Below are 15,081 nucleotides of genomic sequence, written 5' to 3' on the forward strand. Positions count from 1 at the left end.
CCACCTGTCCTTCGTGTGCTTCAACCGCGGGCCTCCCTGCGGAGATCCCGTCATAATGCACTCAATCTCTCGAAACGCCTGTTGTCCCCCATAGCAACCCTATGGGAGGGCTCCCATGGGAGGGCTCCCACAGCCCTTTCTACCTCCTCCATCGCTACAGTTCGATAAGGCTTTACCGTGACGCAAATCACAGTTTTTGTGGAATCCCCTGGTCAACCCGAGAAGCGCGCAGACCGTACAGCCACCACCCCCTGTGAACATGCGATGCGATCATGAGGACCGAGAACTGGTCTAGACCGCAAGGAGTCTCGCATGCTCGAAAACGCGCCGGCGTCGTTGCTCCCCCGCCCCGTGGAATACGTCGCCGGCCACGGCGCTGGCCCCGCTCTGACCGACCGTTCGGGGCTGGACGCCGATGCCGCCTGTGCCGCGACCGCCCAATGGCTACGAACCGAGGTGGGGGCGGCCACCGGCCTGGCGCTCGCTCCGGTCACCGACGGCGAAGGGCCTCACATCACCCTGCGGGTCAGACCCGATGCCGGACTGGGCAGCGAAGGCTACGAACTGACAGCCACCGGATCGGGGGTGTCGATCGTGGGCACCGATCCGGCCGGTGTGTTCTACGGCGCGCAAACGCTGCGGCAACTCTTGCCCGCCGCAGCCTACCGGCGGGCCCCGATAGGCGGGAGCACCTGGGCCGTGCCGCCGGTACGGATCGCCGACCGGCCCCGTTTTAGCTGGCGGGGATGCATGCTCGACGTTGCTCGGCACTTCATGCCCAAACACGACCTCCTGCGGTTCATCGACCTGCTGGCCATGCACAAGTTGAACGTGCTCCACCTGCACCTCACCGACGACCAGGGGTGGCGGGTGCAGATCAAGCGGTACCCGCGGCTGACCGAGGTGGGGGCGTGGCGCCATGAGAGCCAGGTGGGCGCCGGCTTGCCTCCCACCTTCGACGGCCGCCCCCACGGGGGGTACTACACCCAAGACGACCTCCGCGAGCTCGTCGGCTACGCAGCACAACGCCACATCACCGTCGTCCCCGAAATCGACATCCCCGGCCACTCGCAGGCAGCGATCGCCGCCTACCCCGAACTGGGCGAATCCGGCCAGATAGCAGTCGGCCGAACATGGGGCGTCATCGAGGACGTTCTCAACGTCTCCGACGCCACGCTGGAGTTCTACCGAAACGTCTTCGACGAGGTGATGGAGGTGTTCCCCAGCGAGTACATCTGCATCGGCGGCGACGAGTGCCCCAAAGGACAGTGGCGGGCCAGTTCCTTGGCCCAGCAACGCATCCGCGCCGAAGGCCTGACCGATGAGGACGAGCTGCAAAGCTGGTTCATCCGCCAATTCGACAGTTACTTCACCGCCCGCGGGCGCAAACTCCTCGGATGGGACGAGATCCTCGATGGTGGACTCGCCCCCGGTGCGGCCGTGGCCTCCTGGCGCGGCCCCGCGGGCGGAATCGCAGCGGCGCGAGCGGGACACACCGTTGTGATGTGCCCGACGCAGACCTCCTATCTGGACTACCGACAGTCGGCCTCATCAGAGGAACCCATCCCGGTCGGTCCGGTGCTGTCGCTCGCCGATGTCTACGCCGCCGAGCCGATACCGACCGAACTCAGCCACGAGGAGGCCCGCCACGTCATCGGCGCCCAGGCCAATGTGTGGACCGAGCACATGGACTCGCCACGAACCGTGGACTTCATGGTGTTTCCCCGCCTCTCGGCGTTCGCTGAAACGGTGTGGAGCCCCCGAGAGCGCGACTTCACGGAGTTTTTGCCACGGCTGCGGTCACACCTCGAACGTCTTGACGCGGCCGGCGTGGAGTACCGTCCGTTGACGGGACCGCACCCCTGGCAGCAGCGCCCGGGAGTGCCGGGACGCCCCTGAGCGGAAGCGGGTTCCAGCGGAGACGGCGCGCGTCGGGGAGCTCACGGGAGCGCAGCGAGCTCCTCGATGATCTTGCGCGCGACATCGGGCCGGTCGGAGATGATGCCGTCAACCCCACGGTCGATAGCGGTGCGCATGTCGGCTGGGTCGTTGACAGTGTAGACGAACGTCCGCATCCCCGCCGCGTGAACGGCTTCGACATAGCCGGCGTCGATGTCGGTGTGACTGGGGTTAATCTGGTCGGCCCACCGGGCGTAGGTGGGAATCTCCGCAGCGGGGACCTTCCCGAGCAAGCCGTGAGGCACATCCGGCAACAGGCTGTGGGAGAGTTCCATAGCCGCCCAGTCGAAGCTCTGCACGGTCAGGCGCGGCGGGTAGCCCTGCCCCGCCGGGGTGAGCCACCACCGGTTGCGCCAAAGGACCTCGGCGATGTCGGTCTCGATTCCGTCGTAGAGCTGGGGCGACTTCACTTCCAACAGCAGGTTCAGCCCGTGCCCGCGGAGCCGGTCGAGTCCCTGCTGGAGCGTGGGAACACGTTCACCGGCATAGCCGGCGTCGAACCACGCGCCGGCGTCAAGGCGACGGATTTCGGTCAGGGTGAAGTCGCCGACGTTGTAGGGAGCCCGATCTGGAAAGACCTCCTCAACATCGGTGGTGCGCGCCAACGTGGTGTCGTGGATGAGGACGAGCTGACCGTCTCGCGTGCGCTGCACGTCGACTTCGACTGCGGTCGCCCCTCGCGCTTGGGCCTCGTCGATCGCGGCGAGGGTGTTCTCGGGGGCATAGGCGGAGGCGCCGCGATGGGCGACATCGATCACGGGAGAGGGTCCTTTACGTGGTACGGCGTGCTCGTCGGAAGTGCGGTTTTCGCGGGAGGCGGCGGAGCCGGGGATACCGACTGTGCCGGCCAAGAACGTGAGAACGGCGACAAGGGCGGCAAGGGCACCGAGTCGGGTGAGCATGGCACTCCCAACGAGTGGCTTCACTGACCAATCAGGATGATCGCGAACGGTTACCACGGCGTGTCAGGTGGTCAAGTCGCCGGTGCCCATAGGGAAAACGGTGCGATGCCGGACAAATACCGGTGACTTCAGGCGGGACCACACGACACTAGTAACAGAAAGAGATTTAGTGAATACTCTATGTGAGATTTTTGTTGTCGTGGCGGCATCACTGCTGGTGCCGCCGTGACGATGAGAAGCAATCACGCGAAGAGGTGAGTATGCGTAGGCCACATCTGCGAGGAGTTGCGCTGGCGGGAGCCGTCACCGCCGCCTGCATGGCCGGGATCGGCCTCCCGAGTGCCACAGCCGCCACAGCCGGCCAGCAACAGCCCCATCAGCAGACGATCGTGCGGGACGGGGACACCTACACGGTGGACGGATTCGCCGTGACCTACCTGCCCGAAGACCTGGACGAACATGGGATTCAGGCCGAGAGCCGCAGTGAGCGCGACGGTAGCCGCACGACCTTCATCGCGTGGCTGAGGGCGGACGGCTCCTCGCTGGCGAAGATGACGGTCATGCGAAACGAGGACCTGACCGACCTCGCAGCGCTGCGCGACACGTACTATCCCGACCTGACCGGCTCGCTACGGCCGATCGAGGTGAACGACTCCGAGGGGTACCTGTCGCCGGCCACGGGCCAGTTGTTCTGGCTGCAACGTGAGGGCGTCGGCGTAGGCGTGTACCTGGACCCCAACCACTGGGGCAGCGCCGAGCTGACCCGGATGGCCGAGGGCGTCAACCCAAGCGACGACTCGACCAACGACACCGGCACGGTCCAGCAGCCCTCCTGGCAGGAGACGAACCAGTTCCAGCAGCCGTCGTGGCAAGGCAGCGCCCAACTACCGAGCACCCTCAGTGGCTGGTTGCGCCTGTAACGAGCCTGCCGGCGAGACACCCTAAGACGGCAGCGAAACACCCCGAACGTGGCCGGCAGCGAAGACACCTGTCAGGGTTGTGCCGAGACGAACACAGCGTGTCCCTGAAGCGCGCGTGAAGCGCGGGGCGCCAAGACGGCGGGCGACCGGAGCCGCGCAGGGGCAGCGTCCCCCGCCATGGTGCTGCGGCCCTGCCTTGGCGAGGCTGCATCACCGGCTCTGAGCGGCGGCCCGGCTCCTGGGGAGACGGGTCCGCGCGCAAGAGGATGAGGGCGGACCCGCCGGGGGTGCGATCAGCACGGTCCCGCGTGGCTCACTACGCGACCGCGCGGACGGTTCCCACGACCTCACCGAGCGAGATCGCGCCCCCGGCCATCCCCCGCGCCCACCCTGAAAGAGTCACGGTGTCGCCGTCGGCCAGGAAGCTGCGGGTCGAACCGTCGGTCAGCCCCACTGGTTCGGCCCCACCCCAGGACAACTCCAGCAGTGACCCGCGCTGGTCCGGGCGCGCTCCGGAGACCGTGCCCGAGGCGTAGAGGTCCCCCGAACGCAGCGCGGCCCCGTTGCTGGTCAGGTGGGCCAACATTTGATCGGGCGTCCAGTACACGGCTGCGTAGGGCGGGCGAGAGACTACCTCGCCGTTGAGACGGACCTCCAAGGCGATATCGAGCCCCCAGTCGGCTACTCGCCGCAGGTGCGGCATTGGGAGGGGAGCTTGCTGGCGGCCGGCGAACCGAGCGGCGCCCAAAGCGTCAAGGGGCACGACCCAAGGCGAGATCGACGTCGCGAATGACGTCGCCAGGAACGGTCCAAGCGGCCCGCTCTCCCAGGCCTGGACATCGTGGGCCCTCCAGTCGTTGACGAGCACCACACCGAAGACGTGCTCGGCGAACTCAGAAACGGGAACCGGCCGTCCCAGCGGGGTGGGCGCGCCGACGACGAAGCCCAGTGCCGCTCCGAGATCAAGGCTGGTGCTAGGGCCGAAACGCGGATACGTCTCCCCTGGCGCGCGGAGTTGTCCGTAAGGGCGCGTCACCTCCGTGCCCGAGGCCACAACCGTGCCGGACCGGCCGTGGTGGGCCACGGGCAGGTGACGCCAGTTGGCGGGCAACCCGGCGCTGTCAGGACGCAGGATCTGACCGAGGTTGGTGGCATGCTCCAACGAGCAGGAGAAGTCGATATAGTCCGCGACCTCGAAAGGAGCCCACAGTGTGACGCTGTCCAGCGGGAGAAGGTGGGGGCGGACTGTGGCCTGGGGTGCCCCTGCGGTGAGCATGCCGCCGACCTTGGCGCGGGTGGCTCGCCATGCGGTGGAGCCGCGCGCCATGAAGGGGATGAGCGAGGAGGCGAAGAACTCGGGATCACCTAACGCAGCGGCGAGATCGAGGACAAAATCGCCGATGCGCACGCCAACGCGGGGAGCGTCTCCAGGACGGGAGAAGATCCCGTAAGGCAGGTTGTCGGCGCCGAACCCCGATTCGTCGGCTCCAGGTAGCCAGCTTGCCACGATCCTCCTCGCGTATCGCAACGGCAACGTTTTGTGGTGACGGCGCACCGCCTTCGGGGCGACGAGAGTCCGCTGCTGTTGGCCCCAGAGTGCCCGCTAAGTAATAGTCTCGGCCATTCCGAGCCGCTGGGCCTCGTAAACGGGCTGATGGGTGTCGCAGGCACCGTATCCGGCGAACAGTTGCCTGACGCGCACCGCGACGGATTTGTCCAGCTTCCGGAGCCGAAGAGCAAGCTGGGCGGCGTCGTCGATGGCTAAGGCGTGGGCGACCTCGGCAGTGTCGCCGCCCGCCACCGCGACAGCAGTGGCCAGCAGCAGATTGAGATAGCCGTGCCACACTTCCCGAGTGGCGGGGTCGGTATAGCGAGCGGCGCAACGGGAGGCGGCCACGGCCCGGAAGGGGACACTGTGGGCCACGCAGGCGGCGACAAAGTCGGCGACGTCACGGTCCGAGGGGAGAGGTGACTCCGAAGCGGTGGGGGGACCGTCGCAGCGGAGCGTGACCCCTAACGGGGAGGCGCCGCTGAGCTGCGCGACCGTGGCGGGCCAGTCGCCTGTGTGGTCGAGTTCAAGGTAGACCGGCAGCGCTGACTGGGCAGAGTGCGGCTGCCCACGGGTTTTGCGCAAGAAGCGGACGGCTTGCCCAGCATCGACGGCGCTGGCACGGGCCTCGTAATGCGTGAGGCGCACCCGCGCGTCGGCGATGTCGACCATACCGGCGCGTCCATCGTCAGTGTCGAGGATGACGCCCACGTCGATCCGGTCGATCTCAAGCAGGCAGGACTGTAGCTCCCGCCATCTGCTCAAGGGGCACAGCAAGCGGTTCGTGAGCATGGGATGGCCGCGAGCCTGATCGGAGCGGTGGCGGTCAAGTGCTGCGGGCATCGTCAACTGTGCCGGCGGCAACAGACCGGCGTCATCGGCAAGGCCGCGCAGCAAGACAGCGGTGGCCGACTCCATCAGCGCTCCGCGATGGGACGGGGAGCTGGGGCATGGAGCCGGCGGTGTGCCGGCCTCAGCTCGGGGGTGTGGGCGGTGTCGGTCATCGAATATCCGGGGCAACGACCTCGACCCGCAGGCGGGGAGGAAGCCCTTCCCTCCTTCTCGTGTGGTCTGAGTGGTGTCGGCGCACTGGTGCGTTCGTCGTGGCAGGCGGGTGGGCCCCTGAATGCTTCCGTGGGCGATGGTGGCGCCCTGCCCGCACCTGATGCCTATGGCGATCACGGCCGGTCACTGCGATACCGAGCTTATGCCGACTTCCCCTTGGGCGGGGCGCGTGCTCGCCGCCTCGGAAAAGCTGGGCGGGAGCGCGGTCCGGTTCGCCGGACGCGCGGGGGACGCGAACGGCGCTGGAAACGCGCAACGACATGCTGGCCGGCAAAACTATGAAAAACCTGTGAACAGCAGAAAATACCTAAAAGCGCCATGAGGAGGGAATCTTGGTTTGCGCCACGTTCTCCCTGAGCGTGCGATTGTGGTGGGAACATTTCTCCGTCAAAAGGTTCCCCCAGCTCTTGGCCGGCCGCGGTGCTTCGTCGCGAGATTGCCCTGGTTCCTGCTTCACAGACCGCCCCTTGGCCCCGGTGAAGCCAGAGCTGGACTCCCGGAAAGCCGATCGGTTTCCCAACCAGCCTCATCACTTGCCATCAGGGGATACATGGCCCTTCCCGCCGGGGTGTGCGGAGGCCGCGAGCACACGCTGCCCGCCCCTCGATCGAGGACCCCGGGAGCTGGGAGCGGCTGCGCGAGGGCGCCCGTCACCATCGCCGCCCGGCCTGTGAACTGAGAGTGCACGCCGTTTCATCAGTCATTGCATCCTGCGTACCCTGGAGGATCGCCGGCTGGTCGGCCGCAGCCACGCCCAGGCCACAGACTCACTCAGGCGAGGGATGTCGCTGCCAGCGCCCCTCTCCCGCGGCCGATAGCCGCGGGTGCTACCAGTACCTTCGGAGGTAGCCGGCGAAACGAGCGTGCCCGCGTTACTGGGAGGGCCCCGCGACCGGTGGGGCCACCGCGGGGGCGGCCATGGCCCCGGAAGCCTGTGGACAGTTCGCCTCCCACAGCGGCGCACGGCACGCGACGCTCGAAGAGCGTGCAGCCACCGAGATCATGACTGATTTGCCATAATAGCGTGACGTTTCAGCTACTTTGAAGCGCAAGAGAGCGCAGTTTTGCCTGCCACCGGCCTTGCGAAAACGCTCATACGCTGCTTACCTTGACGCGGACCCTCGTGTGTTCCCGCAGCAAAGGCGGCGTCCGATAATCGAATACTTCGATGATCAAGCCTTATGCGGGGCCCGTTTCGCTGGCACCCCCTCCCTCAGTGAAACGCCCCGTCTCCCCCCGCGAACGGCCCAGCCCGCCCCTCCCGGTTGGACCTGCCGCGGATAAGGAGGGGTCGCGTCGGCGCGGCGCGGCCCCTCCGTCCTGTGTACGGACCGCCCGCGCCTCGAGGTCGGGAGTCGGGGCGCGTGACGGTCGCAGCGCCGTGGAGCGCCTAACGGTCGATGTGTACGCGCACGGCGCCGGCCATATTGGCGAGACGCACGTTGGTGATCTTGACGACGTCACCCGATCCGGGCGCCTCCAGCATCCTGCCGTCCCCCAGATAGATGGCGACGTGGGAGATGTAGTCGGGGGCGGTGGGGTCGGTGCGCCAAAAGAGCAGGTCGCCTCTGCGCGCCTCGGCGTAGTCGATGTGTTCGCCCGCCCACCACTGGTTGTGGGTCACGCGCGGCACCGAGACCCCGGCCTGAGCGAACGCCCACTGGACCAATCCCGAGCAGTCGAAGGAGTCCGGGCCTTCGGCTCCCCAGACATAAGGCTGGCCGATTTTGGACTTGGCCGCGGAGATCATCGTCTCCAGCGTGGAGTCGGCGACTGCCTCGCCCGCCGACTGTTGGGGACGCGGTTGCGGCTGCTCCGCGAGCACCTGCAACCCCACATCGGGGCCGAGAACATCGGCCAACTGCTCTCCGAGCTCCCACACATCGGCATCGGGAGCCGAGACGATGATCCCGTTGCCGCGGGGGAAGCCAAGCTCGGCCGCAGCGCTGCGGGAGATGAGCGCGTCGATCCCGGCGACACCGGAGGTCGCGTGCGTCCATACCTGCTTGTCGACCTCGCCTTTGCCGCCGGCGACGGTGACATCGGTCCCCAGTTGCAGCTCGCGCTGCTTACCCACATCCTCCGAGAGCGCGATCCGCCCCGCAGCGATGCCCTGCCAGATCTCATCAGAGGTAGCCGAAGGCCGGGGAGCGTAGTTGCGAAACGTCGAGGGGTTCACTCCCAGGACAGCGGTAGGGACGCCGGCGATACGCACACTGGCCGCGTCCACCACCTCGACGGCGGCGACAGCGGAAAGTTCACGGACTTTGCGCACCGTCTCGCGCGACAGAGCGGTACTGGCGGCAGCGAAGTACTCTCGGGAACGCGCCTCGCGGAAGGGAGCCACCTTGACCTCGTCCCGCAGCGCTGCCTTGTCAGCCACGGGGGGTGCGCTCCTCTGGCGAGGATCGGCAGTGCTTTTCGGAGTAGGTGAGGCGGTATCGGCAGGAAGGCCGTAGGCGTTGACAGGAGGACGCTCCTGGACGTTGGGCGTCGGCTCCGCCCATGCCGGAGCTCCCACAGCGGAGAAAGCCACAGCGAAGACGACCGTTGTCCCCGCGCACGCCGACAGACGATGGTGTCGCACCGTCCAACCTCACCTTCCCGACCCTGGACAACGTCGGGTATAAGCATGAGTGCAAAGTGTGCAGGTTTCAAGTAACCCACGAGGCTGACATACCCGACTAAAGATTGCTTTAGGAATAATACCGACATTGTGCCCTTATGCGTCGGCATAGCATTCAACGATCGCAATATCGAGCGGGAAACGCAGGTCAACGCGACCAAAAAGCAGTCTCCTCGTTTCCAGCTCCGCTTCCCGAAGGGCAGCCACGGTCTCGCTGACCAGAGTTTGGGGCACATGAAGCACGAGTTCATCGTGTTGAAAGAAAACTAACTGCGGCGCCGCCGGGGAGGCCTCGATCTCGCTGAGTCGACGCCGGACCCCGGCCATGAAGACCAGAGCCCACTCCGCGGCAGTGGCCTGGATGACGAAGTTGCGGGTGAATCGGCCACGTTCCGCAACGGCCCGGCTGGGGACCCCATGCGCGGACGGCGGCTGCCGCGGAGAGGCGCCGCCGGAACGCTGCCACAGCGGCGAAGGCGGCGGGCAGGTACGGCCCAGCCAGGAACGCACTAAACGCCCCTGCTTGCCCGCGCGGGCAGCATTGTCCAGATACTCCATCGCGCGCGGGAAAAACCGGCGCATCGTGCGCAGCGAGGCGGCGGCGTCACCCTCTCGTTGCCCGTACATAGCCGCCAAGACGGCGAGTTTGGCGCGGTCGCGATCCCCGCCGAAGGCTCCGGCTAACCACGTGTAGAGGTCGCTGTCGGCGGCTGCCTCAGCCAACCTACGGTCTCCAGACACAGCAGCCAGAATGCGGGGTTCGAGCTGGCCGGCGTCGACGGTGACAAGCCGCCACCCGGGGTCGGCGATAACCGCTCGCCGCACCAGCTTGGGGATCTGCTGGGCGCCGCCGCCCCGCGTGGCCCACCGCCCTGAAACGACACCGCCCACCACATAATCGGGGCGGAACCGGCCGTGACGCACCCACCGTTCCAGCCATGCCCAGCCGTGAGAGGTGTACAGGCGCGACAGTTCCTTGTAGCGCAGCAGCAGCGGCACGACGGGGTGGTCGACCCGGCTGAGCACCCAGGAGCGTGTGGAGGGCAGCGGATACCCGATCTCCTGGAACGCCTCAAGCACCTGAGCGGGAGAGTCAGGATTGACGCTACGGCCGAGGCCGAACGCCTCGTTGATCCGCTCCTCCAACTCAACCAGCACCGGGGGACGTCCCCCGCCGAGCGGGCGCGGCCCCAAATGCTGGGTGAGCAACTCGTCGTGGACATCGGCGCGCCAGGGGACACCATCGTTGCTCATCTCCACAGCCGTTAAGGCTCCCGCTGACTCCACCGCCGCCAACAGCGCAAACCGTTCGGGGTGCTCGACTGAGGCGATGCGCCGCAGTTGATCGGCGTGGACCTCGACCAGCGCGGCCAGTTGATCGACACCGGCCGGCAGCAGCGACCGGTCAGGGGTGAAGAGCATGGGAGGGCGCGGGGCCACCATAGCCTCCCGATGACCGGGCTCCACTGGCGCCTCGCGGCCGTGCAGCCGGGCCCACGCCGCTCCCAGCGACCGCCCCTGACCGAAGTGCCCCTCATAGCCCAGCAGCAACGCCTCGACTAGGGTCACATCGTGGCAACGGCCAACGCGCAGCATGTGCTCCACTAACGGTGGGTAGACGTCCTCGGTTGCGCTCCATACCCACCGTGGCGGCTCAGCGCTGTGTGCCTCGTAGTCGGCGATGACTCCCGCGAGATCGCTGACGTGCCAGAAGTCGCCTGGCGAAACCGCGTCGGAGCCGAGTTCGCACAGGCGTCCCCCACCCTCGCCGTCGGGAACCACCGCGATACGCATATCTCCAGTGTGCTCCGCGATCGGACCGAAACCCCAGGGGCACGCGGCGCCCCGCAGTTCACGGTGACCGGTCGGAACGCTTCCTAGGAGACAACAGGGGTCGGTCCACGGCCGCGTTCTTGCACCACTTAGCCGCACTTGCGCACTTCGCTGCCAAAGCCGGTCAGGGAGTTACGCGGTTGACTAGCGGCTCACCGGCGACCCACCGACGCAACTGGGCGTCGACGAACCGCCGAGCACGCGGGTAGAAAGTCGCCGATCCCCCGGCGATGTGGGGAGTAATCAACACACCCGGCGCCTGCCACAGCGGGTGATCGGCGGGCAGCGGCTCGGGGTCGGTCACATCGAGAGCTGCGCGTACCCGCCCACGCTGCTCTAGCAAGGCGCCGGTGTCGAGCACCGGCCCGCGCCCCACGTTGACCACGAGCGCGTCGTCGGGCAACAGCCGCAACTCCGGCCCCCCGACGAGTGCCTGTGTCTGTGGGGTTTGCGGCGTGGCGATGACCACGATGTCAGCGGCGGGCAGCAGGGAGTGCAGCTCGTCGATACCGTGCACCCCCGCCTCAGGGCGAGGCCGGCGCGCCAATCGGAGGACCTCGACCTCGAAGGGGCGCAACCGCGCCTCGATCGCCGCGCCGATACTGCCGTAGCCGACGATGAGCACCCGACTGTCGGCGAGGGAACGAGTGAAGTGGGGCTGCCAGACGTGGCGCTCCTGATCGGCGCCCCATCGAGGCAGTTCGCGCTGGGCGGCGAGCATGAGCGCCACTGCGTGTTCGGCCGTGCTGGCGTCGTGCAGGCCACGTCCGTTGTAAAGGTCGGCGGTCTCCGGCAGCAGGGGCAAAACGGTCTCGTATCCGGCGGTCAGTACCTGCACTACCCGTACATGGGGCATGCGAGCCAGCAACCTCATCGCCGCCGGACGCGCGTAAGGCACGACGTAGAAGACGACCTCGGAGAGGTCCACCGACGGCTCTCCCTCGCCGTCGTAGACCTCCACCGCGAGCCCCTCCGGCGCGTTGTCCCTGTTATAGCTCCAGGGCACCAGAATCCACCCCGTCATGTCCCGCCTCCTTCACTGCCGGTTGGCTCGGATGCCGGCGCCGTCGAGCGCGTCCAGGCGGGCGGGCGCCGATCCGCCCCCTTTTTCCGATGCTCACCGACCTCGCGCGAGAGAGAAGCTACCAGGTGCCGCCGCGGCTCCCCGGCACCACGGCAGGCGGGGGGCCGATACCGCGTAGCCCGTCGCGCAAGGACACAATGGCCAATGGAGCCCGCCGTCCCGCGGCCGGAACCGGCTCCACCGAGGCGTCGGCAGCCGATCGGCCCCTCCGATGCGGCCCTCCTGCACCCTCAAGGCAATGTCGAGAGGATTTTTCCGGCTCCTGGTGGCGGAATTCCGGCTGCACCGCCGCTCGGACGGGAATCCCTACCGTCCCAGATCAGTTCTCCTGGCGTCGGCTGAGGGCGCTCGGGCTCCAACTCGACCAACTGCACCGATGCTCTGCTGCTCGCCGTCGCGGCGCGCTCCCAGCCGGCAACGGGGGTGACAGGCAGGCCAGTCCCGGCCGGCACCCACCGTCGACCCAACCGCCAGCACGCAGAAGGTGACGACATGCCTACGCCTCCCACTCCTCCCGCCTCCGAGGGCCGAAGGCATTCCGGTGGTATCCAGGTGATCAGCAACTCCCAGGCCGGAACCAATGAGGATGCCCAACTCAGGGCCGCCGTCGCGGAACTGGCCGTGTCGGGCACCGACGCGGTGGAGGTCGTCTCCGCAGGAAACGCCGCAGACCTGGACAAACTCCTGGAGCGGGGTTACAGCACCGTGATTGTGGCGGGAGGCGACGGCAGCCTGCACGCCGTCGTTAACGCACTGTACCGGCGCTCAGAGCTGGCCGAACGCACCATTGGCCTGATCCCGTTAGGGACAGGCAACGACTTCGCCCGAGGCATGGACATCCCGCTGGCTCCGCAACGAGCCGCGGCGACGTTTCTCAACGGCCTGTCTCGGCCGATGGACCTCTTCGTCGACGACGCCGGGGAGGTCACGGTCAACGCCGTGCATCTGGGGGTGGGGGCCGACTCCACGCTGCAAGCCGCCCGCTGGAAGCAGGCGCTGGGGCCGATGAGTTTCCCCGTCGGCGGTCTCATTGCCGGCTGGGCGGCCCAGGGCTACCGGCTGCGGGTCGAGGCCGACGGCGACGTGGTGATCGGGGCGCACCACAAGACACTGCTGGTGGGGTTGGCCAACGGCCGATTCGTCGGCGGTGGCGCCGGCACCCTCGATCCGGACGCCCGCCCCGACGACGGCGACATCAGCCTCGTGGTGTCGCGCTCGCGTGGCTTCTGGCGGCGCACGGCGCACGCCATCCGGGTGCACCGAGGGACCCACCCCTTAGAGATCGACGTCCACCGGCGCCGCGCGCGCACCGTGTCGGTCTTCGGCGAGCCGGTAACGGCGAGCAACGACGGCGAGATCCACCGCGAGATCACCGCGCGCACCTGGACGGTGCTGCCCGGAGCCTGGAACTTCGTGGCCGTCGCGCAGGCCCTCACCGGTGAGCGAGAGCCAGATCAGCCCCCGGCCTGAGCCAGCTCATAACAGGCGATCGCGGCTGCGGCGGTGACATTGAGCGAATCGACTTCACGTTGGGCCATGGGAATGCGCACGCACACGTCGGCCCAACTCAACCAGCGCGAGGAGAGCCCATCGCCCTCAGTTCCCAACAGCAGCGCATGCCGGTTGTCGGGGCCGGCGGTAGCCAGCGAGCGGCCCAGAGTCGGGGCGGTGGGGTCTGGCGTCAACGCCAAGAGGGTGAACCCCTGCTCGCGCAGCGTGCGCAGCCCGGCGTACCAATCCGTCAACCGGGCATAGGGCAGGGTGAACACCGCACCCATCGACACTTTGACAGCGCGACGGTACAGCGGATCGGCACACCGGGGGGCGAGCACGACAGCGTCGACCCCCAGCCCTGCGGCGCTACGGAAGATAGCGCCAACGTTGGTGTGGTCGACGACGTCCTCCAGCACCACCACGTTCCGGGCACCGCGCAGCACCGTGACGACATCGGGCAACGCGCGACGGTGAAACGATGCCAGCGCCCCCCGGTGCAGGTCGAAGCCAACAGTGCGACGAGCCGTCTCCTCGGTGACGAGATAGGTGGGGGCGTCGACAGCCTCGACCACATCGCCCAGTGTCGCTATACGCCGCCGGGTAAGCAGCAGTGAGCGGGGCAGATAGCCGGCGCGTAGCGCCCTGCGGATGACCTTTTCCCCCTCGGCCATGAAAAGCCCGTGCTCAGTTTCGAGGCGCTTGCGCAGATTGACGTCGCGCAGGCGCATGTAGTCGGCGAGCCGCTCGTCATCGCCATCGGAGATCTCGATGACGCTCATGTCTGCGCTCGCCTCGGCTGCCGAGCGGGGGTGCGTGTCACTCCAACGGCCGGGTGAGAGAGGTCAGCCGCTGCCATCGGGCCTCCTCACAAGAGCCTTGGCGGGAGAGTTCGGTGTCGATTCGTTGCCCGTTCCACACACCGGTGATGGTGGCGCGCTCGGGGCCGTAACTGGTGTCGGTGCAGATCGCGCCAGGGGGAACCTCGTCGAAGGGGCTGCCGGCCCGCTCGCCCCGGACACTGTCAGCGAGAGCGGAGCAGGCGGCCGGGTCGCGCTCGGGAGCACCGCTACAGGTGAGGGTCTGCTGGTAGGTCCGCTCTCCGTCGTCGACGGTAACGCTGAGGGAAGCCACGGGGGCACGCGAGAATTGGCTGACGCCACTCATAGTGCTGAGCTGCTCAGTCGCCAGCGGCTCTTCAGGCAGAGCCACCAAAGAGAGCCCCACGACCGCGACGTAGGCGAAAGCTGCGCCGAAACAGAGCGAGCCCAGCACAACGGTGCCGGTCGAGCCGGGAGCCCCCCGGCGAGAGTTCAGCTTATGCATAACACCACTCTATGAATTCACATAATCACACAGAGCTACAATGGGGATATGTTTCGGATCGTCCACTCCCTCGCGAGAACCGAAACGCGGTATCCCGACATCGGGATTGGTCACCCCGCCCGACTGACGGACACTGGCCTGGCAGCCCAACGAAAATACGGTGCACGTAGCCCGGCGACCAATATCGGCAGTTTAACGAGCCCCGACACCGAGTGACGCCGGGGTGGGCCGGTTTCACACGAGTCCCGTCCTGCCCACCCCTCCCCCGCCACGTATCAGAGCAGCCGCACAACGCCGCAGCGAGGTGACGCGCCGGGGCGGCACAC

At 67.3% G+C, this 15,081-nt stretch carries 11 protein-coding genes; 3 read left to right on the top strand and 8 right to left on the bottom strand.

Annotated features, from left to right (window positions below; genetic code table 11):
• The first annotated feature begins 312 nt into the window (after positions 1 to 312).
• Complete coding sequence (locus ABD848_RS01460) at positions 313 to 1,899, top strand: beta-N-acetylhexosaminidase (RefSeq protein ID WP_344966432.1); 1,587 nt, start codon at positions 313 to 315, stop codon at positions 1,897 to 1,899.
• Positions 1,900 to 1,940: 41 nt separating this feature from the next.
• Here the strand turns inward: ABD848_RS01460 and ABD848_RS01465 are convergent, their stop codons facing one another.
• Entirely contained in the window at positions 1,941 to 2,861 is a 921-nt protein-coding gene (locus ABD848_RS01465) for a glycerophosphodiester phosphodiesterase (RefSeq protein WP_344966434.1), read from the bottom strand.
• Positions 2,862 to 3,121: 260 nt separating this feature from the next.
• Between ABD848_RS01465 and ABD848_RS01470 the strand changes: the two genes are divergently transcribed.
• Positions 3,122 to 3,781 carry a hypothetical protein gene (locus tag ABD848_RS01470; RefSeq protein WP_344966436.1) on the top strand — a complete coding sequence of 220 codons (660 nt, stop codon included), beginning with the start codon at positions 3,122 to 3,124 and terminating at the stop codon, positions 3,779 to 3,781.
• A gap of 316 nt (positions 3,782 to 4,097) precedes the next feature.
• On the opposite strand, the gene ABD848_RS01475 is transcribed toward ABD848_RS01470, so the two are convergent.
• The 5 genes from ABD848_RS01475 to ABD848_RS01495 all read right to left on the bottom strand — a co-directional run bounded on the left by ABD848_RS01475 (position 4,098) and on the right by ABD848_RS01495 (position 11,878).
• Positions 4,098 to 5,291 carry a fumarylacetoacetate hydrolase family protein gene (locus ABD848_RS01475; protein ID WP_425567385.1) on the bottom strand — a complete coding sequence of 398 codons (1,194 nt, stop codon included), beginning with the start codon at positions 5,289 to 5,291 and terminating at the stop codon, positions 4,098 to 4,100.
• Positions 5,292 to 5,384: 93 nt separating this feature from the next.
• Positions 5,385 to 6,248, bottom strand: a complete 864-nt coding sequence (locus tag ABD848_RS01480) for a hypothetical protein (protein ID WP_344966440.1) — start codon at positions 6,246 to 6,248, stop codon at positions 5,385 to 5,387.
• A 1,537-nt stretch (positions 6,249 to 7,785) separates the two neighbouring features.
• Positions 7,786 to 8,778 carry a C40 family peptidase gene (locus tag ABD848_RS01485; protein ID WP_425567376.1) on the bottom strand — a complete coding sequence of 331 codons (993 nt, stop codon included), beginning with the start codon at positions 8,776 to 8,778 and terminating at the stop codon, positions 7,786 to 7,788.
• Between the two features lie 339 nt (positions 8,779 to 9,117).
• Positions 9,118 to 10,815 carry a bifunctional 3'-5' exonuclease/DNA polymerase gene (locus ABD848_RS01490; protein WP_344966442.1) on the bottom strand — a complete coding sequence of 566 codons (1,698 nt, stop codon included), beginning with the start codon at positions 10,813 to 10,815 and terminating at the stop codon, positions 9,118 to 9,120.
• Between the two features lie 163 nt (positions 10,816 to 10,978).
• Positions 10,979 to 11,878, bottom strand: coding sequence for a 2-hydroxyacid dehydrogenase (locus ABD848_RS01495; RefSeq protein WP_344966444.1), 900 nt, complete (start codon positions 11,876 to 11,878; stop codon positions 10,979 to 10,981).
• Between the two features lie 552 nt (positions 11,879 to 12,430).
• On the opposite strand from ABD848_RS01495, the gene ABD848_RS01500 reads away from it, so the two are divergent.
• A complete protein-coding gene (locus tag ABD848_RS01500; RefSeq protein WP_344966446.1) occupies positions 12,431 to 13,408 on the top strand; it encodes a diacylglycerol/lipid kinase family protein in 978 nt (325 codons plus the stop codon).
• Here ABD848_RS01500 and ABD848_RS01505 read toward each other — a convergent pair.
• Positions 13,393 to 14,211 (bottom strand): TrmH family RNA methyltransferase, encoded by an 819-nt coding sequence (locus ABD848_RS01505; protein WP_344966448.1) that lies wholly within the window; start codon positions 14,209 to 14,211, stop codon positions 13,393 to 13,395. The two genes, ABD848_RS01500 and ABD848_RS01505, sit on opposite strands and share 16 nt — an antisense overlap.
• A 37-nt stretch (positions 14,212 to 14,248) precedes the next feature.
• The gene (locus tag ABD848_RS01510; protein WP_344966450.1) at positions 14,249 to 14,755 is read right to left on the bottom strand and encodes a subtilase-type protease inhibitor; all 507 of its coding nucleotides are present in this window, start codon (positions 14,753 to 14,755) and stop codon (positions 14,249 to 14,251) included.
• Positions 14,756 to 15,081: the final 326 nt, after the last annotated feature.

This window comes from Salinactinospora qingdaonensis, from assembly GCF_039539445.1.
In the GTDB taxonomy this organism is placed as follows: domain Bacteria; phylum Actinomycetota; class Actinomycetes; order Streptosporangiales; family Streptosporangiaceae; genus Salinactinospora; species Salinactinospora qingdaonensis.

Excerpts from the sequence above, each read along its gene's own strand:
- ABD848_RS01505 (WP_344966448.1), bottom strand. The coding sequence starts at position 14,211 with ATGAGCGTCATCGAGATCTCCGATGGCGATGACGAGCGGCTCGCCGAC.
- ABD848_RS01465 (WP_344966434.1), bottom strand. The coding sequence starts at position 2,861 with ATGCTCACCCGACTCGGTGCCCTTGCCGCCCTTGTCGCCGTTCTCACG.
- ABD848_RS01510 (WP_344966450.1), bottom strand. The coding sequence starts at position 14,755 with ATGCATAAGCTGAACTCTCGCCGGGGGGCTCCCGGCTCGACCGGCACC.
- ABD848_RS01500 (WP_344966446.1), top strand. The coding sequence starts at position 12,431 with ATGCCTACGCCTCCCACTCCTCCCGCCTCCGAGGGCCGAAGGCATTCC.
- ABD848_RS01495 (WP_344966444.1), bottom strand. The coding sequence starts at position 11,878 with ATGACGGGGTGGATTCTGGTGCCCTGGAGCTATAACAGGGACAACGCG.
- ABD848_RS01480 (WP_344966440.1), bottom strand. The coding sequence starts at position 6,248 with ATGGAGTCGGCCACCGCTGTCTTGCTGCGCGGCCTTGCCGATGACGCC.
- ABD848_RS01460 (WP_344966432.1), top strand. The coding sequence starts at position 313 with ATGCTCGAAAACGCGCCGGCGTCGTTGCTCCCCCGCCCCGTGGAATAC.
- ABD848_RS01470 (WP_344966436.1), top strand. The coding sequence starts at position 3,122 with ATGCGTAGGCCACATCTGCGAGGAGTTGCGCTGGCGGGAGCCGTCACC.
- ABD848_RS01490 (WP_344966442.1), bottom strand. The coding sequence starts at position 10,815 with ATGCGTATCGCGGTGGTTCCCGACGGCGAGGGTGGGGGACGCCTGTGC.